We start from the raw sequence: 21,841 nt of genomic DNA, 5'->3' as shown, positions 1-21,841 counted from the left end.
GTCTTGATGTGATTGCCTGAACTGGCATCGGTCATCTTGGTCGGAGCGGAAGTTTTCCAATGGTGGGCATGGCGTCCCCATGTTAATTTCCGCCGCATGCGTAAGTTGATTCATCCCGCCGGCGACGCTGCTGCACCGCTCGGCCTCGTTCAGATCCTTCCCCTGTTCCGCCCGCTCTACTTGCTCCATCGCCGTTGGCCGGCATGGCTGCCGCGTATCGTTGCGCCGTTATTGACGCTCATCGTCGGGCATATCGCTGCGGATACGGGCGTTTATCCACCGCTGCTGTTCTTCTCGCTGTTGCTATTCGGGTTTTTCGCGTTCTTTTTGCAGCGCTGGGCTGCGTTGTTCGCCACCATCGGGCTGGAGAGCCTGCTCAACGTCGTGACCGCCATCAAGGAAGGGATGACCGATGAGCCACTGGTCGCTCGCGATCTGCTGGCGGCCGGGCAAGGTGCCGCACTGACGAGTTATCTGGACGCGGAAGTGGTGGGCTGGCTGGTGGTGACGGTGCTTGCCATTGGCATCGGGCTTTGGCGGCAACCGCCTTGGAACCGCCGGCGTTTAGGGCTGCTGCCATTCGCGTTGATCTTGCCGCTCATGTTGTTGGTGCGGGTCTATGCCCCGCATGAAATCAATCGTTATCAGAATGCGTTTCTGGAAGATCAGCTCGGCGCGCATTACCTCTCATATAACTTCCACGAGAACATCCGCAGCAACGGCATTCTGGGCCATGTGTTCTTTACTGCAGAAAGTGTCGAGGTGCCCGAACGTGGCCCGCACGATTTCTATGCCGTAGCGCCGATGCAGTCGTCCGAACCGACCGTTGCGCCCGATGTGGTGATGATCCTGTGCGAGGCGTGTTTCACCAGCCAGGATGGGCGTTTCAGCACACCGATTGCCCAGCTGACCCAACGCGGATTCAGTCTGGCGTCGGTCGTGAGCCCGGTTTTTGGTGGCGGTACAGCGGAAGCTGAATCCGAATTCCTGATCGGTCTGCCGTCATCGGTGCTGCCGGGCATTGATTATCAGAACTTCGCTTCGGCCTACCGCGACAAGGCCGATACCCTGGCAGCACTGTTTAAACGTGCCGGCTACCAGACGTTCGGCATCCATAACTTCCATGCCAATTTCTGGAAGCGCGAAGACACCTATCCCAAGTTCGGCTTCAACGAGATGCACTTCATTGATGAGATGCAATGGGAAGAAAAAGGTTGGCCGGCCGACAGGCTGCTCTATGACAAAGCGCTGAGTCTTTATGGCAAGCAGCCGAAGCGCAGCCGCACATTCATGTTTCTCGTCACCGTGCACACGCATGGTGCATATGCCGAGAAGGAGGGCGATGGCGGGCGAGGTGATTACGAAAAGCGGCTGGCCGAGGCGGTCGCCGACCTCAACCGCTTTGTACCCAAGCTGGAAGCGAAGGCAAAGGCGCGCGGGCGCAAGCTGATGTTCATGCTGGTCGGCGATCACAAGCCATCGCTCTCGAAAGCGTTTGTCGATGCCGGCGTGTTTGATCAGAGCTACTTCCGCGCTACCGGGGCGCGTAATGGTGATTTCAGGTTCGCTTTGAACCTGACGCCGCAACAACGTGCCGTGCGCGGCGAGGTGCCGCTGTTTGTGCGCTATGCCGCAGAGCCGATGCGGGCGAAGGCGATGGGTCAGACGCTCGCAGGCCGACCGATGTTCTGCGTGCCTGCGGTAATCGCGCAGCAACTGCCCTATCGGGATCGTTATTTCGATACATTGGCAGCGCGTTGCGAGCGTGATCCGGCGCAGCTGGCGGATGAGGCGGCGAGCGGCTGGCAGCGCGAGTTTCCCCGCGCCTTGTTTGCCGAGCGGCTGTTTTGATGGAACGAATGATGAATCAGGTCTTGGGCTCGGCGAGCGATTCGAGCTTTTCGATGCTGGGGGCGAACAAGGCGGCCCCGGTCACGGCGCGCGTGTAGTTGAGCATGTGATCGACACGGCCGTCACTGGTAGGAGCGATCATCCGTGCCAGCATTTTTTCAAACACGAAAGGCGTATGGCAATAGCTGGTGAAATACAGGCCCTGTTCCCCACCCGGCAACCCGTACGGCATCGAGCGGCGCAGCATCGCCAGCTCCTCGCCTTTCTCTTCGATCACGACCCGGCTCACGTGCGAGGTAAGCGGGCGGTCGTCATCCGGCAATTCTTCGTCCGATTCCTTGGTGCGCCCGACGATGGTTTCCTGCTGCTTGACTGCCAGTTGTCGCCACGTCTGCAGGCGGTGCACGTAGCGTTGTATATGAAGATAACTGCCGCCAGCCCAGTCCGGATCGTCAGCCGCGACCAGGGCGACTTCGGCTTTCTCCTTGCCCTGCGGGTTCTCGGTGCCATCGACAAAGCCGGTCAGGTCGCGGCCGCCGTGAAAGCGAAAGCCTGGGATGCTTTCGGTGACTTCGAGCCAATCCGCCACGCCGGCGACAAACTGGTCGGCCAGCTCATGCAGCAAGTCATACCGCTCACCACGCAAATGCAGCAGCAAGTCGATATCGCTGACCGGCGCCGGATGGATTGCCCCGGCAATGCGCGGAAACGGGCGCAATTGAGCCGGGCGATTGCCATCAAATAATTCGCTCCACGCATCCGGGCCAATGGCGACGACACCCAAGGCCACACCGCCGTTAGCCAGTTTCGCCGCCACCTTGGCTGGCAGTTGCGACAACGCTCGCCTGCTGGCGGCATCGAAACGGCGGCCGATGCGGCGGCGTAGCGATACGAACAGGGCATGGGTAGAGGCGTCGGGCAGGATGCCGCTTTGTGGGGTCATGGGGTCTCCTTGAGAGTCGCATCGGCGGTCTGATTCGCGAAGGCCCAGATCTCTGGCAGCCAGCGCGGGAAGTCGACAAAGCCGTGGTTGCCGCCCGGCTCGATGGTCTGGCGGCAGGCTGCAAATTTCGTCACTGCTTCGCGGTAGTCGAGCACTTCATCATCGGTCTGTGTGAGCAGCCAATAACGTGATGGATCCGTCGGCACCCGGTCGTAGGCACGCAATGCATCGGCGAAGCCCGGCTCGATGCTGTAAAGCTCGCCGGTCTGGTAATTGCGCTGTGGCCCGATGTAATGCTTCAGTTGCTCATAGGGTTTGACGGCCGGATTGATCAATACCGCCCGCCCGCCGAATTCCTCGACCGCCCACGTTGCAAAATAGCCGCCCAGCGAGCTGCCGACAAAGCAGATTCGCTCACCCTGCAGTTTCTCGACCGTTTCCCGGATCAACTGACCAGCCGCGACCGGCTCCATCGGCAACTGCGGGCAGTGGAAGTAGTCGGCGAGATGTTGCTCCGCCATCCAGACCGCAATGTCCTGCGCCTTTTGCGAAAACGGGCTGGAGAGAAAACCGTGTAAGTAAACGAGATGCGGGGGAGTCATGGCGTCCGGTCAGTGAATCAATCAGGGAATCAGGATGGTCGAGCCGGTGGTCCGACGCGCTTCCAGATCGCGATGGGCTTGCGCCGCTTCTGCCAGCGGATAGCGCTGACGCACCTCGGCATGGACATTGCCGCGTGATACGGCCGTGAAATAGTCCTCTGCCGTATCGATCAGCTCCTGGCGGGTGAGGGTGTAATGCCCCAGCGTCGGCCTGGTAAAGAATAGTGAGCCCTTTTGCGCGAGGATGCCCGGTGCAAATGGCGGCACCGGGCCGGACGAATTACCAAAGCTCACCAGCATGCCGCGTGGTGACAGGCAATCGAGCGAGCCCTCGAAAGTCGCCGCGCCAACGCCGTCATACACCACCGGCACGCCCGCACCGTGCGTGAAGTCACGCACCTTCGTTACGAAATCGTCTGCAGCGTAGTCGACAACCAGATCGCACCAACGTGCTGCTTGCGCCGCTTTCTCCGGCCCGCCCACGGTGCCGATCACTTTTGCGCCGAGTGCTCGCGCCCACTGGCAAGCAATTTGCCCGACCCCGCCGGCCGCGGCATGAATCAACACCGTCATCCCCGCTTTGACCGGGAAGGTTCGCTTTAATAGATACTGTGCCGTCATCCCACGCAACAGCGTGCCCGCTGCGACCTCATCCGAGATCGTCGCCGGCACCGGCACCACCTTGGCCGCCGGCATCACCCGCCAGGCCGCATAGGCACCAGGCGTGCCGCCCGTATACGCAACCCGATCCCCCGGCTTGAACTCGCGCACATGGTTGGCACCAACCGCTTCGATCACACCCGCCGCTTCCACACCAAGCCCGCTGGGCAAGGGCAGGGGATATAAGCCGGAGCGGTGATAGGTATCAATGAAATTGACGCCCGCCGCAGTCTGGCGAATCAACACGTCATCCGGCCCGACTTCTGGCAGCGATTCGGTCTCAAGGCACAGCACCGATGAATCGCCATGTTGATGGATGCGGATCAGGGAGGTTTGCTGCGGGGTCGGCATGGAAGGCGCTCCATCAGAATTTGCTTCATTTTAGAGAGCAAATGTCACTTATGCCGATCGTGCGAATTCACATCTTTGGTCAAGGTGGCCGATTTGAGCCGGCAGGTGACAATTTCCGTCACTTACTGCGTGGCAGCGGCAGCAGATGGTTACGGAAAAGCAAAAGGCCTGCTTGCGCGGGCCTTGGGAAGTGCTGGTGCCGTTGAAGTGAATCGAACACTCGACCTACTGATTACGAATCAGTTGCTCTACCGACTGAGCTACAACGGCATGGCGCAAGATTCTAACAGGTGTGCCACCTAAGGCCAAGCCCGGGCGCGGCTGTAAAGGTCTGCGATCGCAAGGAGAGTCGTTATTCAAATTGAATATGCATATGTGCTAACATCAAATCGGATAATCAAATTATTTAATCTCTGATGCCTCGCACGTTGGATCAGAAGCTCTTGAAGGACAGCCATAAATTGACGAGCATACTTTTTCCAGCTCCGTGGTTTTCCGCCTCCGTATTCGCGATGCTTATGGCAATCTTGCCATTTGGGGTTTGGCCTGAGATTGTCATGATCATAGCTGCCGGATTTCTTGTGATCTTATTGATGCTGAATGGATTTTCTCAGTCAATGAGGAGGCTGAATTTATATGACTACATTTTTATCCTATTTTGTATTTGGAGGGTGGCATCCTGTGCGTGGTCGCTCTACCCGCACCTCAGTGTTCTGACGGTCAAGACTGATGTTATTCCTTCGATTCTTGGGTATCTGCTGGTGCGTATCGGTATTCCTTTGGCGTGTGTTCCGGTTGTTACGTTGCTTAAGTCATTGATCTTGAGCTGTCTGGCAGCAATGCTGTTGCGTACTTTGTATTTACTTTGGCCTGATTATTTCTATTTCAGTTGGTTGAGCACGCAAGTTATCGATATTGTGATGTTTGGTACGTTGCTTGCGGCGATTGCGCCCGTGCTCTTGTGTGGGTGGGTGTTCAGGGGCATGCCGGCGTTCCAGTTCGGGTGGGCGCGCAAGGACTGGATCGTTCTGTTCCTGGCGCACTACGTCGCGAGCGGTCTACTGTTCTCCCGAATTTTAGAACTGGCATTCGCAGTAATGGTGATTTTTTGCGGCACGCTTCTATATTTATATGATCGACCACGCTTCTATTCGAATAGATTGATGCTATTCGTTGGTGCGGTTTTTTATTTCGTAGGCATGGTTTTTGTGATTGATATCAGAAATGAGTATTTTCAATATGGGAATATACTTTGGGACACATTTTCCAAAACAGAACGGTGGATTATTTACAGCAACTGGATTCGATTCTTTCTCGATTTTGGGCATTGGTATGGCTGGGGCTTGGGTTGGGGAGGGCCGGCTGGGGTGGTAGGTCATTTAGGATTACTTCCAAAAGGGCTGCCTACACTTTGGTTTTCACATGGGCATAACGTATTTCTAAATGCGCTATTGCAAACTGGGTACCCTGGTGTCGCATTGCTGCTGGTATTTATATTTGGTAGTGCACTTAGGTTCGCTCGGCAGATAACCTTGAATGTGCCTGCCGCGACATTTGGCTTGCTTATATTGGGGGTGTTTGTCATTAAGAATGGCCCTGATGACGGGGCGAGGGGGGCTGTGTTCACCTGTTTCGTCATGCTGATTGCCTTGGCCCATTCACTTTTGGATGCATCGGGTCGCGACGCAGTTCGTCCGGTGGAGGGCTAGTTTTTCATACTTGGCATAGTACTTGCATGCTATACCTCGCAAGGCGATCCAGTTTCGGAGGAAGTGTTCCCTGCTCCTGGGTCGATTCTGAGACGAACGTGACAACAGAGGTCATCATGAAAAAACTGCAACAAGGCTTCACGCTCATCGAACTGATGATCGTGGTTGCAATCATCGGCATCCTGGCCGCGATTGCTATCCCGCAATTTTCGGCATATCAGAAAAAAGGTTACGACAAGGCTGCACAGTCTGATAACCGTAACTTCCTGACTGCCGCTATTGCCAACGCCCAACAGTAAGTCGGGGAGAGATTAAAATGAAAACTTGCTTGAAGATTGCTGGTCTTGCCATTCCTGTTGTGCTTGCAATGCAAGCCAATGCCGGAACGATCGCCCCGACCGCGACTGCTACTACGCAAACGGCAGCTACAGGTAGCTTCATTGTAGCGGCTTTTTCTTTTGGTTTGTCCGCCAACGTGGGGCTGGGTTATACGGAAAGCCCGACCAATGTCGTCATCAACACCGGTAACATCAAGGGCAGTGTGACGTTTGGCGCTAACTCGACTGGTGGCGCGGTGGCACCTTGCACTACCAATGCAACGCCTAGTACTGCTAACGGATATTCGGTAGCAGCTCCATCTACCGCTGGCAGTGGTTGCAGTTAATCGATAGCGGTTCTTTTGTCCTTGAGGAGGGTGGAGCGTTCTGCCCTCCCTCATGGGATATGAAGCAAAGCACCAGATCGGCTTCACGCCTTTGGGTTTTGTATGGTTTTGAGTAGGGTTGTTTGCTCTGGGGGTGCCCCATGGAAATCCGTATCAAAATCGCTGGCATGGCCGTTCCCTTGGTCTTGATGGGGGGCATGGTAGATGCTGTCACGTTTCTTCCCCAAACGACCCCTCAACTTGTGACTGCCGTGCCTGTGAGTTCGTATGTTCTGACGGCGTTCTCATTTAATATGTCCGCTGGCGTTGGTTTGGCATATGCAGAGAATAGCACTCAGGTGTCAGTACAGACCGGTCACTCTAAAGGTACAACGACATTCGGATCGCAGTCTGGAGGTGGTGCGGTGGCACAGTGTCAGACACCTCCAAATACTTCGACGGGCTTCACGCTCGTGCCGAATGCTACTGGTAATGGCTGCACCTAAGATTGCCTTGCGTTGCCAGAGCATTTGCGGTACCTGCCATGCGCCACTGCTGGTCTTTAGGTGGTGCATATCTATTTTTCTTTTTCGCACAGCCGTGATCTGACACAATTATTTGCATAGAAAACAGATGAAGCGGCATGCTGCAGCCGGTTTTCATAATGATCTCTTGGCAAATTTTCCATTTTTCTTTCCTGATTGGACTGTTATGTGGGCGCAACTGAAAGCTACCTTGTTGGCGGGACATCGCAGCCGTAGTTTCCGGATACTGCTGATTTTTGCTGTGGGGATGGTGGGCGCATCCGTTCTCGCGGGAACATTCTCCGGCCGTCAGCCGCAGACTGTGATGCTGGATGTTTCAATCAGCAGCATCCGGATGATCGGATTGATGATGGTGCTGTTTTGGTGCCAGGACTTGATCAGTCGTGAGATTGATCGACGCACTGTATTGTTTATGCTGGCGTATTCGCGCCCAAGATACAGTTATTTGCTTGGGCGCTATTTCGGCATCTTGCTGCTTGCACTTGGTTCCTTGGTTGTCCTGTCGGGCTTGGCAGTATTGATGGCTGGCACGGAGTTACTTGGCTACAAGCAAGCATTACCACCGGATATTACCAAGCTGCCGGTTGTAGTGATGATGTTGTGGCTAGAGTTGGCGGTTGTGGCGGCTTTCACCATAGCAATGACAGCATTCAGTACAACGCCCTATTTGCCTTTGGTCTTGGGGGGGGCTTTTGCGGTGTCGGCCCGTCTGCTGGGGCCGGTCATGGCATATTTGGCAACGCAAACGGCAGACGCGTCAATCAAAGCAAATTTTGCGAAACTGGTAGACCTCATTCATTGGCTGCTCCCGGATTTGAGTAGATTAGATATCCGGGGCGTGGCCTTATACCACTTGCCAATACCAGTGGCACAAATTGTAAATGTCAGTTTGCAAGCGCTGGTGTTTTCCGCACTATTGCTCTGGCTGGCGGTGCAGGTTTTCAATCGGCGTCAATTCGAGAGCTGACTGATACGGTATGAAGAACAAGCAACGATTTGTCGCCCAGTTGGCAGGCTTACAACGACATTTGCAGAGCGGGAAGCCACCGTTTCTCTTGCAACCCGAAACAATGCAAGAGTTGATGGGCTGGTTACGACTGTTGGCCCAATACGGCCGATCTGATGCGCTGTACGAAGCGTGGCGTAAATATGCGAAAAAGCCCTTTTGGACTGGCGAAGCATCTGCTCAAGTCGGAATTTCTTTGTTGGCGAATGGTTTCGATGCAAAGGCGGGATCCGTTGTCGACGACTGCACGACGACTCACCGCCTGCCCTTTTATACCGTAGCGCATGAGCTCCTTGACTCGTCGCTCTTTCAGCTGGCTGAGCGATGGGTGTTGTTACTGCAGTCTCGTTGGGATGACGAGACCCGGCCACGCATATTGTTGGCGCGTCTCGATCACCATCGAGGTTTCTTTCAAAAAGCGGTAGACCAGTTTGAACCCTATCTGGGGGCTCATCCAGATGACGAGAATGTCCGCATCTGGCTGGCATCTGCTCAACACAAAATGGGGTGCCGATCAGACGCAATCAATACGCTTCAGCCTCTTCTGGTGCATCCTCCAGAGTCAACTGTAACGAAAATTGCTTTGGCATCGCTGTTAAATGAAGTAGCACTTTGGCCTGAATTGCTGTTTTTGGTGCGCGAGACAGAGCAGCAAGCAAATAACACTTTGTCTGTTATCCAGCAAATCTTACGCGCTCAAGCCTATGCAATCGCGCGTATGGAACGCGTTGCACTGGCAGATTTTGCGAGGCTGGAAGCAGAGAGCCCAGATCCTGCAACGGTCATGGGATTTCGGTCCTTGCTTTACTATCGCCTCGGCAAATATGAGGAAATGTTGCGCGAAAATGATCGAATGACGGCGCTTTATCCTTTGCAGAGCATGGGCGACTATAACCGGTCCCACGTCCTATTTTTGCTGGGCCGTTACGAGGAAGCGTGGCAAGCATGGGAGAGTAGGTTTCAGTCCGGTACTGGCATGGCGCAACGTGAGCATAATTACAGCGGGCTGAAAGTATGGGACGGCGCTGTAACGCCGGAAATGTTGGTGATCCACACGGAACAAGGGCTCGGTGATGTGATCCAGATGCTGCGATACCTGCCCGATGTCATTTCGAAGGTTGGGGGATTAACTTTCGATTTTGCACAGGCTTTGTACGCGTTGTTGGGTGCGTTGTCATTTGAGGATGGCGAGCCTGATGAGACAGACTCGCCCCGAGTGCCGTTAGTTGCAGATGGGTTTAGCGAAGTGAGCCCAGATGATGCGCTAGAGCCCCCCCCCCTTGTGCCTACCTTTCAGCTGCCCATGATGAGCTTGCCAAGGGTGCTAAATAAACCATTGCCAGAAGGGTCGGCTTATTTCTCTCTAAACTCATCCGTTATTGAACGTACGAAGCCTTGGCTAATAGACGGGGGATTGCGGGTAGGGTTGGTTTGGGCCGGCAATGCTGCTCACTTGGGGGATCATTTCCGCTCGGTCCATTTGCTGGAACTGATGCCGCTGGGGCGAATACCGGGCATTGAGTTTTACATTTTGCAAAAGGGGCCGGTGGATATCCAGCTCGACTATTTGCCGTCTAATTTCAACGTGGTGCGAATAGATCAACGTATTGATGACCTCGCCGATTTGGCGGGCGTGATAGCACAGATGGATCTATTGATCAGTGTTGATTCTATGCCTGTGCATCTGGCTGGGGCGTTGGGTAAGCCAGTTTGGGCGCTGATTCCCTTTACGCCAGATTGGCGTTGGGGGACCGCAGGAGAGAAAACGGATTGGTATGACTCAGTCGTGTTATTCCGCCAAAATCGTGTTGCAGATTGGCGGCCAGTAATCACGCGCATGTGTGAATGGTTGGAAAAATTGAGTGGACATAAGGCCGTGGATCCGAAGTTCATCGAGCCGAACTCTTCTGGGGCGGTGCATGAGCAGCTGATCGATGCCCCATTTAACGTGCTGGAGGCGTTTTTACGTGCCGCTGATACAAAAGCGGATCCAAAGACATCGCTTAGTCTGTTGAACGAAATTGCAGCTCAAAGTCAGCGTCCGGCTGTTCTCGGCGTGAAAGCGCGGTTAGAAATTGCATCCGGGCTGCTAGAAGCTGCTGAAACAACGCTGAATCACCTCATCAAAGTGGACAATAAGCACGTTGGTGCCATGCTTACGTTGTCGCGACTGCTATTGGCTCGTGATGACGTGTATGGCGCTTTGCGTTGGGCTAGTGAAGCCATGCATCTTGGTTCTGATGTCTTACCGATTTGGCGCCATATGCAAGATTTGTTTGAACGCCAAGGGATGGTTATTGAGGCACAACGCGTCGCTGAGCGCATCTCGATATTGATTGAGGAAGGGGCGCACGAAGATTGGTTCGGTTGGGGGGGGGGCGCTGACATATGAGTTGGCTGAGACATATCCCTGCGTACGTAGCCTTGTCGTTGTTGGTACTGACATTTAGCGAAACTGTCAGGATCGGCGACCAGATGCAGCGCCCGCGCCCTGTGGATGAATTGCGAGTAAGAATGCCTGTTCCATTGCAGATACTTGGCGCTACAGGTGATCAAGCGTTGGCCGCTAATATTGACGTTTTCCGAGCGACGTTGGTTGGCACCGGGCAGTTGGATGAGGAAACCATGCATGTGCTTGGTGCATTGCAAGTGGATGCTAGCTTGATGAGTCCTATGCAAGAAGATAACTATTATCTTGCAGCAGGGATTCTCCCATGGGGGGGGGAAGTGGATTCGGCCATTGAGGTTTTGCAGCGTGCAACCCAAGCTCGCACATTTGATGCCTTGCCTCCCTTCTTTCTTGGATTCACGCAGCAATATTTTCAAGGTGACTATTTGTCTGCGGCGCATTCGATTGATATTGCGGCGGCTCGTAGCTCTGGCACAAACCGTCTTGGTTTACAAGCCATGGCGGCCCGTTGGTATGAGAAAACACCTGACCCGCTGCAAGCATTATCGGTTCTGCGTGCGATGGCTCAGCAAAGCAGGGATCAAAGGTTCAAGCGTTATCTTGAGGCGAGGGCTCTGCGTGTGGACGGCCTTATTCAATTGAAAAATGCAGAAAGAGAATTTCGTGCGACAGTGAACCAAGTGCCTAGCAATTTGGACGTATTGGTTGGTTATGGTGGGTTAAAGGCTCTTCCCATTGATCCGACTGGCATTGGTTATATTCTTGATAAAAATGGGCATCCAGACTTTGCTGGCAAACGGCAGCAGATCAAAACGATGGTGAATAAATGACCGCTATCAGCTTGCAGGGAATCAGCAAAAGCTTTCGAGATAAACGTTTTCGCAAGTTGAGTGCATTAAGGAATATATCGCTGAGTGTTGAGCAAGGAGAGGCATTTGGCTTCATTGGCCCCAATGGTGCAGGAAAGAGCACGACGATTAAGATACTTACCGGAATGATTCGACCTGATGCCGGTACGGCTAAGCTATTTGATATTAATTGCGCCAACTACCAAGCACGGAAGAGTTTAGCTTATGTGCCAGAAAATCCGTACTTGCCGGATTATCTAAGCCCGCTTGAGATATTGAAAATTGGTATTGAAATGCAAGGGCTCAAACTAGATCATCCTGAAGCGCATTGTATGGCGTGGTTGGAACAGTTTGGTATCGCCCACGTTGCGAAAAAGACTATCCGCGGATTTTCCAAAGGCATGACGCAACGCACTGCGTTGGCTCATGCGTTGGCATTGCAGCCACAATTGCTGATTTTGGATGAACCCCTTTCTGGTTTGGATCCGATTGGGCGCCGGGATGTTGTGGACATATTGATGGCTTTTCGTCAGCGTGGTGGCACTATTTTCTTTTCTTCTCACGTATTGCATGACGTCGAGCGGCTTGCTGACCGGTTTGGGTTGATTCATAAAGGTGAACTGAGGACGGTTCGAAGTCCTGTGGAGCTTGTCGCAGATGGTGGGTTGGTGCAAATACGTAGTGAAGGTAATACGCCGTTAGCGGAAATGCAGGCAGATGTCGGCGGGCGCTGGTGGATTGAGGTCGAGCCTGGTGACGTCTGGTTGACTTTGCAGAAAATACAAGCCGCAGGCCATCATTTGATCGAGGTGAAGCCAGGCTTGTCGTTAGAACGAGCTTTTATGACGGTGGTAAAAGAAAGTTCAATCGCTGATGTTTGACTGATTATTGAAATTACCGATTGAGCTTGGCTTCGGTAATTTCAGATTGGCTTGATTGCGTGCAAAGCCAAGTCAAAGCCGATCGTCTTAATGTCAATTTGAATGAACCCTGCTCGCGAAATGGCGTCGTGAAGAGTTTGGGCTGAGAAGCCTGTTCTGTGCGCCATAAAGCCATTACCTTGAGCAATGGATTCACTGTGCCCATAAAGAATATCCAGAACTTGGATGGGGCCAGCTGCAGATTCGTAGACTACCTGATCTAATTTGCCTTGAGCGATATGATTACCCAAAGTACTCAGATCTGGAAGGCGCATACGTAGCTCTCCACCTGGTTTGAGGATGCGGAAAAAGCCGGCCAGAATTATTGGTGTTTTGTGCGCTGGTAGATGTTCAATATTGTGGCTATTCCAAACGGCATCAACAACGCCATCTGGAATCATCGATAAGTCATCGACGCTACCCTGCAGGTCGGGTTCTGCTGCTGGATCAATGTCAAACCTAATTTCTTGCCAAGTGTCTGTTGAATAGCCAAGCCATAGGCTTTGATTGCTCTTGCTTCCACAGCCTATATTAATTACTACTTTTGCTTGATCATTGAGAATCTTACCCCAATTTTCTTGGCGAAGAGAGGGGGCAGGTAACATATCTAGCGTAGTCTGCAATGCAGACGCAAACCCATCTATATCACACCATGCCGAAGTTGCTAATTTATGTCTGAGTGTATTGCGAATTGTACTTAATTTGGCTCGGTTTTGCGCTAAATTCAGTGCAGTTTCCACGAATTTTTCGTCATTTTCTGCAATCCAGTCTGAGTAGCCAAGAGTCTCGACAATTGATGCAGTGACACGGGAGATCGGTGTATTGCCACGGCGGGTGATAATTGGGATTCCCATCCAAAGGGTGTGAAAACTTGTTACGCCTCCAGAATAGGGATAACTATCGAGAGCAATATCTACGTCCGCAATATTTCCGAGGAAGGTGTGCAATGCAGCAGAACCAATGCAACGAACACGATTGGCAACGCCGCGCTCATGGAAGGGCGACAGAAATGCATCGACAAGATCAGGGTTTTTCTCCCAATCTTGCGCGAAGATAATCATCCTCGCATCAGGCTCGCGAACAAGGATATCGGCATAAACGGGTAACATGCAGCTCGTTTTAGCCGGCTTGTTGAATACACCAAATGTGATAAATCCATTCAGTTCGGCTGGTAGCGACGAGACGTCAGGCGCATCCTCAGGCTGTTCAAAAGGCAGTGCGACGGGAAGGCGAAGCAGTTTTTCGGTATGCAAATATTCCGTTAGCCCAGGAGGATCAATACGATGATCGGTAATCCGATAATCCATTGCCTCTAGGCCTGTGCCATATGCATATCCAAGCCAAGTAAGCTGTATAGGAGCTGGTTTGCGTGCAATCACGCCCAGGCGACTTTGTCCACTATGTGCATTTATATCAATAAGGACATCAATTCCATCATTCCGAATTTGCCGAGCGACGTCTGTGTCAGATAGCCCTCTAATATCTATAACCGTCAATCCTGCTTCTCGATAGGCGCTGGTGACCGAATCGGTATCGCCTGTGTGGTATGCAACCCAATGCCTTGTTTGGAAGTCAAGTTTCTTCACGAGCGGCAATAAGAAATACTGCATGACGTGAAAATTAAACTCGCCGCCAATTAGAGCAATCTTCTTGGGATGATTTGCGCTGGTGCGCGTAATAGGAGGGGCTAGGCGCGTATATTTATTATAGAGCCTGGCTGCAATTGATTTGTGACGCTCAAATATCTCTATTTCTGAATATTTGTTGCTGTGCAAAGCATAGAGTAATGCATTACTCGCTTCAATCGTTTCATCTAAGCCTTGCAAATATCGATGCTCGGCAATTTCTTGAGCGGCATCAACTTGCCCAGACATGAGCAAACACCTTTCAATCCAAGGATAAATTGAATGATGCCCGGGTTGCTGATTGGCTATGCTCACAAAATTGTTGAGCGCACTTTGCACAAGCCCGGCACGAAGCAATAGTTTGGATTTTAGAAATAGCGCATCAATAAATTCTGGGAGTTCCGCAAGGATTTTGTCGACCAGAAGTTCGGCTTCATCTTGTTGCCACGTGGCGTACAGCACTTTCGCTAGCCCAAGGGAGGCGGAAGCATCTTGTGGCGAAAGGGAAACCAACTGACGGTACGCAATAACCGCTTCATCGAACCGGCCAACTTGTTCTAGTGCTAGCGCATAATTACGCCAGAAATCTGAGTGCTCTGGCCTTTGCTGGACCGAGTAGCCCATCATTAGCAATGCTTCGTGGCGCCGATCTCGTTGATGCAACAATAAGCCAAGAAAATGAATTGCATCGGCATTATACGGGTCCGCTGAAAGCACTTGCCTATATAGAAGCTCTGCTCGATCAAGCTGATTTGCTTGATGTGCGCTTGTGGCTTGTGTAAGCAAGTCGGATTTCAGGCTCATCGATTTTCCTGGCTAAAATGCGCAGATTTAATGATACAAAATATAATGCCTTGAAACGAGAGATGTTGCTACAGCATCTAGGCGGTCATTCAGCTTTTAGAAGTGGGGCAATTTCCTTCACCCCCCAATGCGGAAAATGCTTCCGCACCAAGGCATTCAGCTCCACTTCAAACGCCCGCAAGCGAGCCAGTTCGTCCGCCTCACCCGCTGTGTCGGATGACGTCGCAGTTTGCAGAATCATCCCCGCCGCCGCCGTCGCGTTGCTCAGCCGGTCAATCACGATAAAGCTGCCCGTGCCGCGGCATTGCGCATAGGCATCGAACACGACCGGCGCGTTTACTTCAACTGAAACCAGCGCAATCTCGTTCAGGCCCAGTTGTCCGGTTTCAGCTTGTGCCAGCGTATTGACGTCGATCCGATGCTGGATGCGGGTGACGCGGCCGAAGACGTTTTTGCCGGCGAGTTTGAAGGCGTATTCCTTGCCCAGGACTAGCGGGCTTTCGTTCATCCACACGATATGCGCGTCGAATGCTTGTGAAATGTGCGGGTGGGTGTCGCCGGTGCGCACGAGCGTGTCGCCGCGGCTGATGTCGATTTCGTCTTCCAGCGTCAGCGTGATGGCTTGGCCGGCGAAGGCGGCAGGTTGGTCGCCTTCGAAGGTGACGATGGCTTTGACCTTGCTGGATTTGCCTGACGGCAGCGCGACGATTTCGTCGCCCGGCAGCACGTGGCCGGCGGCGATGGTGCCACAGAAGCCGCGGAAGTCGAGGTTGGGGCGGTTGACGTATTGCACCGGCAGGCGGAAGGCGTCGAGCTGGGCGTCGCGGTTGATCTGTACGCTTTCCAGCAGCTTCATCAGCGTTTCGCCGTCATACCACGGCGTGAGCGCGGACTCGGTCACGACGTTGTCGCCACGCAGGGCGGAGATCGGGGCGAAGCGGATGTCCGGAATCGCCAGTTGTTCAGCGAAGGTCAGGTATTCCGCTTTGATTTCGTTGAAGCGCGTTTCGGAGAAATCGACCAGGTCCATCTTGTTGACGGCGACGATCACGTGCTTGATGCCAAGCAGGCTGACGATGAAGCTGTGGCGGCGCGTTTGCGTCTGCACGCCGTAGCGGGCATCGATCAGGATGATGGCGAGGTCGCAAGTAGAGGCGCCGGTCGCCATGTTGCGGGTGTACTGCTCGTGACCCGGGCAGTCGGCGATGATGAATTTGCGTTTATCAGTGCTGAAGTAGCGATAGGCCACGTCGATGGTGATGCCTTGCTCGCGCTCGGCTTGCAGGCCGTCTACCAGCAATGCCAGATCGATTTCCTGATCGGTGGTGTTGTACTTCTTGCTGTCCTTCTGGATCGCGGCGAGCTGGTCTTCGAAGATCAGCTTGGAGTCATGCAGCAAGCGACCGATCAGCGTGGATTTGCCGTCATCGACGTTGCCACAGGTGATGAAGCGCAGCAGGTCTTTGTTCTCGTGCTGCTTGAGGTAGCTGAGAATATCGCTGGCGATCAGGTCGGACTGGTGGGACATGGTATCTGGCTCATGTGAGGCGGATTAGTCATCTGTGATCTAACCAGCCAGGCAGTTGTGTCGTGGGGGGGGGGGTTAGGCCGCAACGCGGCTAGCCCACCCTAAGGGCGCGATGGCTTAGAAATAACCTTCCATCTTTTTCTTTTCCATCGAGCCGGACGAATCGTGGTCGATGACGCGGCCCTGGCGCTCGCTGGTGGTGGTCAGCAGCATTTCCTGAATGATTTCCGGCAGCGTGGCGGCGGTGGATTCGACCGCGCCGGTAAGCGGGTAGCAGCCCAGCGTGCGAAAGCGCACCGATTTGGTCTCGATGCTGGCTTTCTGTTCCGGCGTCAGGTACTGCAGGATGCGGTCGTCATCGATCATGACCAGCGTGCCATTCAGGTTGACCACCGGGCGTTCAGCGGCGTAGTACAGCGGCACGATGTCGATGTTTTCCAGGAAGATGTATTGCCAGATGTCGAGTTCGGTCCAGTTCGACAGCGGGAACACGCGAATGCTTTCGCCCTTGTCGATCTTGGAGTTGTAGATGTTCCACAGCTCGGGGCGCTGGTTTTTCGGGTCCCAGCGGTGGTACTTGTCGCGGAAGGAGTAGACGCGCTCTTTGGCGCGGCTCTTTTCTTCGTCGCGGCGGGCGCCGCCAAAGGCCGCATCGAAGCCGTATTTATCCAGCGCCTGCTTCAGGCCCTGTGTCTTCATCACGTCGGTGTGCTTGGCAGAGCCGGCGGTGAACGGGTTGATGCCGGCCTTTACGCCTTCTTCGTTCACATAGGTGATCAGGTTCCAGCCTTCGGCCTGTTGCTTGTCGCGCAGCTTGTACATCTCCTGGAATTTCCAGGTGGTGTCGACGTGCATCAGCGGGAAGGGTGGTTTGCCCGGGGCGAATGCCTTTTTCGCCAGATGCAGCATCACGGCCGAATCCTTGCCGATCGAATACAGCATCACTGGGTTTTCAAACTCGGCGGCGACTTCGCGGATGATGTGGATGGACTCGGCTTCCAGCTGCTTGAGATGGGTCAGGCGGGCTTCACTAATGCTGTTCATGCGGACTCGACAAGGGCTCTTAACGAGCCGATTGATTCAATTTCGCAAATGTATCCAAAAAACGGATAAAAGAAAAAGAATCTGTAGTTATGTTTTTATGTTTTAAAGGCGGGTTGCCAGACCCGCCTTTTCAGTACTGATGCGACTTATCGGCCAATACGGCCGTTAGATCAGACCGCGCTCCAGCTCTTGCCGAGCGGGTTGAAGGTCGGTTTCTGGCCGCCCCACAGCTGCTCCAGGTCGTAATAGTCGCGTACGGCCGGCAGCATGACGTGAACAACTAGCTCGCCGGCATCGACCAAGACCCAGTCACCGGATTCTTCGCCTTCGGTGCCGACGATCTCATAGCCCTTGGCTTTCAGTTCGACGGAGACGTTGTTGGCCAGTGCGCGCACCTGACGGTTCGAATCGCCAGTGGCGACGATCATGCACTCGAACAGTTCGGTCAGGGTGGTGGTATCGAGGGTGAGGATGTCCTTGCCCTTGATGTCTTCGAGCGCAACGATGGCGACATCGCGCATGGCTTGGGTTTGTTCGTGCATGTGTATTCCTGTGTTCATATGTCTGGGTCCGTTTTGGGGCCGCAAACAAAATCCTGCTGGCTGTGTTGTGCTCACTTGCCGTACGAAATGTACTGTCTGCGTTTCGCACGCCTTGCCAGCACCGCTACGCTGGATTTTGTTGGCGGCCTTTATTGAGGACAATAAAGCCCGCTGTGCATCACGGCCTCGGCCACCGGGGTCAGGGCGCTGACGTCTTCGCCGCGCGCGAGTTTTTCTCTTAATCCGGTAGACGAAACCGCCATCAGCGGGCTCGGTAATAGACTGATTTTACCGCGAGCGAGCGATTGGCGCGCAGCAGAAACCCGCCGCTTGGCGAATTCTTGAGCAATTTCAACGGGTAAAGCAGCCAAATCGTGCTCCGGGCGGGGTGCGACGACGAGGTGGCCGAGTTCCAGCAGCGTGCGCCAGCGATGCCAGGAGGGCAGATTGGCGAACGAATCGCCGCCGATCAGCCACACCAGCAGCGTATCCGGCTGGGCTTGCTGCAGCGCTTCCAGCGTATCGACGGTGTAGCAATAACCGGCGCGGTGGATTTCGCGATCGTCGGCAATCAGGCCGGTTTCATCGGCGAGTGCTTGTTGCACCCAAGCGAAGCGTTGTTGTGGCGTGACCGGCGGGTCGGGCCGATGCGGCGGGTGGCCAGTGGGGATCAGGCGCACTTCGGGTAGGGCAAAGGTATCGCGCAGCATACTGGCCAGCGCGATATGGCCGTAATGGATCGGGTCGAAGGTGCCGCCGTAGATGCCGATGGCTGATGTCATTCTGCTGCGTGAGGCAGGCTGTCAAATAGGGGTTGGGCCCATGCCCGGATATCGCCATATGTTTTGACGATGGCGCCATTCACGGTACGGAATATCAAGTGAGGATCCGCTCGATCGACGGAATTGTCGTAAACGTAGCAACGATCAGCCAGCAGCGCAGCCGGGCCGCATTGGGCGATGGAGCGCGCATAGCGACTGATGATTTTCGGGATGGGTACGTCGTGCCCGCCTTCCAATACTCGGTGAGCAACGCGCGAGGCGTTGATGGCGGGATGGTCGGTACCTACAAAGAAAATACGGATGAAAAAGCCCGCATGGTGTGCCGCTTGCAGGAAATCAAGTTTGTCCGGCGCAGAGAAGACGGTTTCGAAGGCCAGACTCCGACGCGCATGCAAGCATTCTTCCCGTATTGCCTGTGCACGTTGCGCCGCTTTCAGGATTGCATCTGGTGCGTTCCAGTCACCATATTCGTCACGGGCAATCAGATCCGGGTTGACGTAGACACAGCCATCAAACCATTGGTGGCGCAGAATTTGCTCGGTAATCGACGTTTTGCCCGAGCCGTTTGGTCCGGCAACTACAATCAGACGAGGGCGCTCTGTCATGCCGGCTTGGCCACAGTCAACTTGATGTAGCGTTCTTGCGCAGCGGCCATTTCATCTGCCAAGTGCCGCTGCCAAAGCGCATTTGCTGTGTCAGAGCGCAGTTGCGCGGCCAGTGCGACCTCGTGCATGAGTGCCTGCAGTTTTTCGTCGGCAGGCTCATCCTGTCTCAGCAAGTAACCAGGTTGCAGCTGCATATCGTTCCCTCCTCGGATCAACTTGCGGATCAGGCTCGAACCTCGCCATCTCCCAGCACGATCCACTTCTCGCTGGTCAGCCCGTCCAGCCCGACCGGACCGCGCGCGTGGATCTTGTCGGTAGAGATGCCGATTTCAGCGCCCAGACCATATTCAAAGCCGTCGGCAAAGCGGGTCGAGGCGTTGACCATCACCGATGCCGAATCCACTTCACGCAGGAAGCGGCGGGCCTTGGTGTAGTTCTCGGTCACGATGGCATCGGTGTGGTGGCTGCCATAGGTGTTGATGTGGTCGATGGCTTCGGTGAGGTCGCCAACGATCTTGATCGACAGGATCGGTGCCAGATATTCGGTGCTCCAGTCTTCTTCGGTGGCGGCGACGATGTGCGGCAGGATGTCGCGCGTTTTGGCACAGCCGCGCAGCTCGACTCCCTTGGCGGCGTAGACTTCGGCCAGTTTCGGCAGGATCAGATCTGCGATGTTCTCGTTCACCAGCAGCGTTTCCATCGTGTTGCAGGTGCCGTAGCGATGGGTCTTGGCGTTGTCGCTGATGCGGATGGCTTTTTCCGGGTCGGCTTCGTCGTCAAGGTAGACGTGGCAGATGCCGTCCAGATGTTTGATCACCGGCACGCGAGCATCGGCGGAGATGCGGGCGATCAGGCCTTTGCCGCCACGCGGCACGATCACGTCGACGAATTCGGTCATGGTGATCAGTTCACCGACCGCAGCGCGATCCGGCGTTTCGATGATTTGCACGGCGGCGGCTGGCAGGCCAGCAGTGGCCAAGCCTTCTTTCACCAGTTTGGCGATGGCTTGGTTGCAATGGAATGCTTCGCGGCCGCCGCGCAGGATGGTGGCGTTGCCGGATTTGATGCACAGGCCCGCTGCATCGGCGGTCACGTTCGGGCGGGCTTCATAGATGATGCCAATCACGCCGAGCGGCACGCGCATCTTGCCGATCTGGATGCCGGACGGGCGATATTTGAAATCGCCCATATTGCCGATCGGGTCCGGCAACGTGGCGATCTGGCGCAGGCCTTCCGCCATGGTTTCGATGGATTTGTCGGAGAGCTGCAAGCGGTCGAGCAGGGCCGGTTCCAGACCATCGGCACGGGCTTGCACCATGTCTTGTTCATTGGCGGCTTTCAGCGCGGCGGCGTCGCGCAGGATGGCGTCGGCGATGGCGTTCAGCGCGGCGTTCTTGGCGGCGGTGCTGGCCTTTGCCATGTCGCGGCTGGCGGCACGGGCGCGGCGGCCGACGTCTTGCATGTAGTTCTTGATGTCCATGGGCTTGCCCCGGTAGGCGGGAAATCGAATCAGATCAAGGCATTGTATCGTCTTGATGGCGCGGCATACAGCGGCCGCATTCGTCTAACAGGTTAAGGCCGCTTCGGCGTCTGCAGCACTGTCACACCGATATTGTCGACCATCTTGCGTTTGAACCAGTCCGGTGCCGAGCTTTGCGTGGCGATCAGCAAGGGGCCATTGGGCGTATCCAGCCAGATGGGGCTGCCGGAATCGCCGGACAGCGTGTCGCAACGGTGCAGGATGGTGTTGTCCGGGCGCAGCTTGGTCAGCTTGCAGCCACGATGCGCGGTCAGTACGTCCTCATGATCGCCGGCGTAGCCCGATTGGGTGACAACCGCGCCGGCCGTCTTGATGGCAGCTTGCAATGCCTTGCGGTCGCCATTGAACATCGCCATCGGTTGCGGCGGCTTGCCATCGACGAGTTTGAGCTTGAGCCAGGCGATATCGTAGGGTGAGGCCTCGGGCAGGATGTAAAGGTCGTCGCCCTTGTACAGCAGCCCTTGCTTGAAGCGCGGGTGGAAAGTCTGGCTCAGCACCTTGTAGCGCGCGGTGTACTGGTCTTTGTAGGCGCCGGTCTTGAACCATTCGCCATCGTCGATCTTGCGCGGCTCCATCAGGAAGCAATGCGCTGCCGTGACGGCGAGATCCGGTGCGACCAGTGTGGCCGTGCAGGTGCTGCCGGCGTGGGTTTCAAGCCGGCCGATGGCGGCGAACGGTGCGGGATAAGGTGCGGCGATGAACTGACGATCATCGTGACCGAAGAAGAGGATCTTGCGTTGTTCCGGGGTTTCGTCGGCGCGTACGGTGGCGGCGAGGAACAGCAGGATGCTGAAAAGAAAACGAGTCATGGGTTGCCTTGCAAAACAAAAACGGGGGCAGCGCCCCCGTTTTTGAATTCTACTTGAACCGCGATATTACTTGG

At 54.8% G+C, this 21,841-nt stretch carries 19 protein-coding genes, 1 tRNA gene and 1 pseudogene; 8 read left to right on the top strand and 13 right to left on the bottom strand.

What is annotated here, in order from left to right; all coding sequences use genetic code 11:
- Positions 1 to 96: 96 nt before the first annotated feature.
- Complete coding sequence (locus BR41_RS21930) at positions 97 to 1,851, top strand: LTA synthase family protein (protein ID WP_035061628.1); 1,755 nt, start codon at positions 97 to 99, stop codon at positions 1,849 to 1,851.
- Positions 1,852 to 1,867: 16 nt separating this feature from the next.
- Here the strand turns inward: BR41_RS21930 and BR41_RS21925 are convergent, their stop codons facing one another.
- The 4 genes from BR41_RS21925 to BR41_RS21910 all read right to left on the bottom strand — a co-directional run bounded on the left by BR41_RS21925 (position 1,868) and on the right by BR41_RS21910 (position 4,677).
- Positions 1,868 to 2,794, bottom strand: a complete 927-nt coding sequence (locus BR41_RS21925) for a Dyp-type peroxidase (protein WP_035061626.1) — start codon at positions 2,792 to 2,794, stop codon at positions 1,868 to 1,870.
- Positions 2,791 to 3,396: a YqiA/YcfP family alpha/beta fold hydrolase gene (locus BR41_RS21920; RefSeq protein WP_084187527.1), complete on the bottom strand. Its 606-nt coding sequence runs from the start codon at positions 3,394 to 3,396 to the stop codon at positions 2,791 to 2,793. Before BR41_RS21920 ends, BR41_RS21925 begins: the two co-directional genes overlap by 4 nt.
- Before the next feature lie 21 nt (positions 3,397 to 3,417).
- Positions 3,418 to 4,407, bottom strand: a complete 990-nt coding sequence (locus BR41_RS21915; RefSeq protein WP_035061624.1) for a quinone oxidoreductase family protein — start codon at positions 4,405 to 4,407, stop codon at positions 3,418 to 3,420.
- A 194-nt stretch (positions 4,408 to 4,601) separates the two neighbouring features.
- Positions 4,602 to 4,677: transfer RNA gene (locus BR41_RS21910), tRNA-Thr, on the bottom strand.
- 287 nt (positions 4,678 to 4,964) lie between these two features.
- Here BR41_RS21910 and BR41_RS21905 point away from each other — a divergent pair.
- The 7 genes and pseudogenes from BR41_RS21905 to BR41_RS21880 all read left to right on the top strand — a co-directional run bounded on the left by BR41_RS21905 (position 4,965) and on the right by BR41_RS21880 (position 12,449).
- Complete coding sequence (locus tag BR41_RS21905) at positions 4,965 to 6,116, top strand: O-antigen ligase family protein (RefSeq protein WP_169741353.1); 1,152 nt, start codon at positions 4,965 to 4,967, stop codon at positions 6,114 to 6,116.
- 116 nt (positions 6,117 to 6,232) lie between these two features.
- A pseudogene (locus tag BR41_RS25345) lies at positions 6,233 to 6,334 on the top strand (prepilin-type N-terminal cleavage/methylation domain-containing protein); the annotation flags it as partial.
- Positions 6,335 to 6,432: 98 nt separating this feature from the next.
- Complete coding sequence (locus BR41_RS24475) at positions 6,433 to 6,780, top strand: hypothetical protein (RefSeq protein ID WP_156970877.1); 348 nt, start codon at positions 6,433 to 6,435, stop codon at positions 6,778 to 6,780.
- A 612-nt stretch (positions 6,781 to 7,392) separates the two neighbouring features.
- Positions 7,393 to 8,271 (top strand): ABC transporter permease, encoded by an 879-nt coding sequence (locus BR41_RS21895; protein ID WP_035061614.1) that lies wholly within the window; start codon positions 7,393 to 7,395, stop codon positions 8,269 to 8,271.
- Between the two features lie 10 nt (positions 8,272 to 8,281).
- Positions 8,282 to 10,702 carry a tetratricopeptide repeat protein gene (locus tag BR41_RS21890; protein ID WP_035061611.1) on the top strand — a complete coding sequence of 807 codons (2,421 nt, stop codon included), beginning with the start codon at positions 8,282 to 8,284 and terminating at the stop codon, positions 10,700 to 10,702.
- Positions 10,703 to 10,785: 83 nt separating this feature from the next.
- Positions 10,786 to 11,550 (top strand): hypothetical protein, encoded by a 765-nt coding sequence (locus tag BR41_RS21885; RefSeq protein WP_156970875.1) that lies wholly within the window; start codon positions 10,786 to 10,788, stop codon positions 11,548 to 11,550.
- Positions 11,547 to 12,449, top strand: a complete 903-nt coding sequence (locus BR41_RS21880; protein WP_035061605.1) for an ABC transporter ATP-binding protein — start codon at positions 11,547 to 11,549, stop codon at positions 12,447 to 12,449. Before BR41_RS21885 ends, BR41_RS21880 begins: the two co-directional genes overlap by 4 nt.
- Positions 12,450 to 12,490: 41 nt before the next feature.
- Here the strand turns inward: BR41_RS21880 and BR41_RS21875 are convergent, their stop codons facing one another.
- From BR41_RS21875 to BR41_RS21835, 9 genes are all read right to left on the bottom strand, one after another.
- Entirely contained in the window at positions 12,491 to 14,917 is a 2,427-nt protein-coding gene (locus tag BR41_RS21875) for an O-linked N-acetylglucosamine transferase family protein (protein WP_084187525.1), read from the bottom strand.
- A gap of 85 nt (positions 14,918 to 15,002) precedes the next feature.
- Positions 15,003 to 16,445, bottom strand: coding sequence for a sulfate adenylyltransferase subunit CysN (gene cysN, locus BR41_RS21870; RefSeq protein ID WP_035061601.1), 1,443 nt, complete (start codon positions 16,443 to 16,445; stop codon positions 15,003 to 15,005).
- Between the two features lie 117 nt (positions 16,446 to 16,562).
- The gene (gene cysD, locus BR41_RS21865) at positions 16,563 to 17,489 is read right to left on the bottom strand and encodes a sulfate adenylyltransferase subunit CysD (protein WP_035061598.1); all 927 of its coding nucleotides are present in this window, start codon (positions 17,487 to 17,489) and stop codon (positions 16,563 to 16,565) included.
- Between the two features lie 170 nt (positions 17,490 to 17,659).
- Entirely contained in the window at positions 17,660 to 18,031 is a 372-nt protein-coding gene (gene rsfS, locus BR41_RS21860; protein ID WP_035061596.1) for a ribosome silencing factor, read from the bottom strand.
- Positions 18,032 to 18,180: 149 nt separating this feature from the next.
- Positions 18,181 to 18,813: a nicotinate-nucleotide adenylyltransferase gene (gene nadD / locus BR41_RS21855; RefSeq protein ID WP_035061593.1), complete on the bottom strand. Its 633-nt coding sequence runs from the start codon at positions 18,811 to 18,813 to the stop codon at positions 18,181 to 18,183.
- Positions 18,810 to 19,418 carry an ATPase gene (locus tag BR41_RS21850; RefSeq protein WP_035061591.1) on the bottom strand — a complete coding sequence of 203 codons (609 nt, stop codon included), beginning with the start codon at positions 19,416 to 19,418 and terminating at the stop codon, positions 18,810 to 18,812. The genes nadD and BR41_RS21850 overlap by 4 nt, the downstream gene beginning before the upstream one ends.
- Complete coding sequence (locus tag BR41_RS21845; protein ID WP_035061588.1) at positions 19,415 to 19,612, bottom strand: hypothetical protein; 198 nt, start codon at positions 19,610 to 19,612, stop codon at positions 19,415 to 19,417. The genes BR41_RS21850 and BR41_RS21845 overlap by 4 nt, the downstream gene beginning before the upstream one ends.
- A 29-nt stretch (positions 19,613 to 19,641) precedes the next feature.
- On the bottom strand, positions 19,642 to 20,898 hold the full coding sequence (locus tag BR41_RS21840) for a glutamate-5-semialdehyde dehydrogenase (RefSeq protein WP_035061585.1): 1,257 nt from the start codon (positions 20,896 to 20,898) through the stop codon (positions 19,642 to 19,644).
- 92 nt (positions 20,899 to 20,990) lie between these two features.
- Positions 20,991 to 21,767 carry a trypsin-like serine peptidase gene (locus tag BR41_RS21835; protein WP_051711613.1) on the bottom strand — a complete coding sequence of 259 codons (777 nt, stop codon included), beginning with the start codon at positions 21,765 to 21,767 and terminating at the stop codon, positions 20,991 to 20,993.
- Between the last annotated feature and the right edge of the window lie 74 nt (positions 21,768 to 21,841).

The sequence above is a fragment of the Andreprevotia chitinilytica DSM 18519 genome (genome assembly GCF_000711875.1).
GTDB lineage: Bacteria > Pseudomonadota > Gammaproteobacteria > Burkholderiales > Chitinibacteraceae > Andreprevotia > Andreprevotia chitinilytica.
The sequence above is the reverse complement of the archived record's forward strand: the minus strand, read 5'-3'. Positions and strand labels throughout refer to the sequence as shown.

What these genes read in the sequence shown, in the direction of transcription:
- BR41_RS21895 (WP_035061614.1), top strand. Translation starts at nt 7,393, where the DNA reads ATGAAGCGGCATGCTGCAGCCGGTTTTCATAATGATCTCTTGGCAAAT.
- cysN (WP_035061601.1), bottom strand. Translation starts at nt 16,445, where the DNA reads ATGTCCCACCAGTCCGACCTGATCGCCAGCGATATTCTCAGCTACCTC.
- BR41_RS21875 (WP_084187525.1), bottom strand. Translation starts at nt 14,917, where the DNA reads ATGAGCCTGAAATCCGACTTGCTTACACAAGCCACAAGCGCACATCAA.
- BR41_RS21840 (WP_035061585.1), bottom strand. Translation starts at nt 20,898, where the DNA reads ATGGACATCAAGAACTACATGCAAGACGTCGGCCGCCGCGCCCGTGCC.
- cysD (WP_035061598.1), bottom strand. Translation starts at nt 17,489, where the DNA reads ATGAACAGCATTAGTGAAGCCCGCCTGACCCATCTCAAGCAGCTGGAA.
- BR41_RS21930 (WP_035061628.1), top strand. Translation starts at nt 97, where the DNA reads ATGCGTAAGTTGATTCATCCCGCCGGCGACGCTGCTGCACCGCTCGGC.
- nadD (WP_035061593.1), bottom strand. Translation starts at nt 18,813, where the DNA reads ATGACATCAGCCATCGGCATCTACGGCGGCACCTTCGACCCGATCCAT.
- BR41_RS21845 (WP_035061588.1), bottom strand. Translation starts at nt 19,612, where the DNA reads ATGCAGCTGCAACCTGGTTACTTGCTGAGACAGGATGAGCCTGCCGAC.
- BR41_RS21925 (WP_035061626.1), bottom strand. Translation starts at nt 2,794, where the DNA reads ATGACCCCACAAAGCGGCATCCTGCCCGACGCCTCTACCCATGCCCTG.
- rsfS (WP_035061596.1), bottom strand. Translation starts at nt 18,031, where the DNA reads ATGCACGAACAAACCCAAGCCATGCGCGATGTCGCCATCGTTGCGCTC.
- BR41_RS24475 (WP_156970877.1), top strand. Translation starts at nt 6,433, where the DNA reads ATGAAAACTTGCTTGAAGATTGCTGGTCTTGCCATTCCTGTTGTGCTT.
- BR41_RS21890 (WP_035061611.1), top strand. Translation starts at nt 8,282, where the DNA reads ATGAAGAACAAGCAACGATTTGTCGCCCAGTTGGCAGGCTTACAACGA.
- BR41_RS21850 (WP_035061591.1), bottom strand. Translation starts at nt 19,418, where the DNA reads ATGACAGAGCGCCCTCGTCTGATTGTAGTTGCCGGACCAAACGGCTCG.
- BR41_RS21835 (WP_051711613.1), bottom strand. Translation starts at nt 21,767, where the DNA reads ATGACTCGTTTTCTTTTCAGCATCCTGCTGTTCCTCGCCGCCACCGTA.
- BR41_RS21885 (WP_156970875.1), top strand. Translation starts at nt 10,786, where the DNA reads ATGCAGCGCCCGCGCCCTGTGGATGAATTGCGAGTAAGAATGCCTGTT.
- BR41_RS21920 (WP_084187527.1), bottom strand. Translation starts at nt 3,396, where the DNA reads ATGACTCCCCCGCATCTCGTTTACTTACACGGTTTTCTCTCCAGCCCG.
- BR41_RS21915 (WP_035061624.1), bottom strand. Translation starts at nt 4,407, where the DNA reads ATGCCGACCCCGCAGCAAACCTCCCTGATCCGCATCCATCAACATGGC.
- BR41_RS21880 (WP_035061605.1), top strand. Translation starts at nt 11,547, where the DNA reads ATGACCGCTATCAGCTTGCAGGGAATCAGCAAAAGCTTTCGAGATAAA.
- BR41_RS21905 (WP_169741353.1), top strand. Translation starts at nt 4,965, where the DNA reads ATGATCATAGCTGCCGGATTTCTTGTGATCTTATTGATGCTGAATGGA.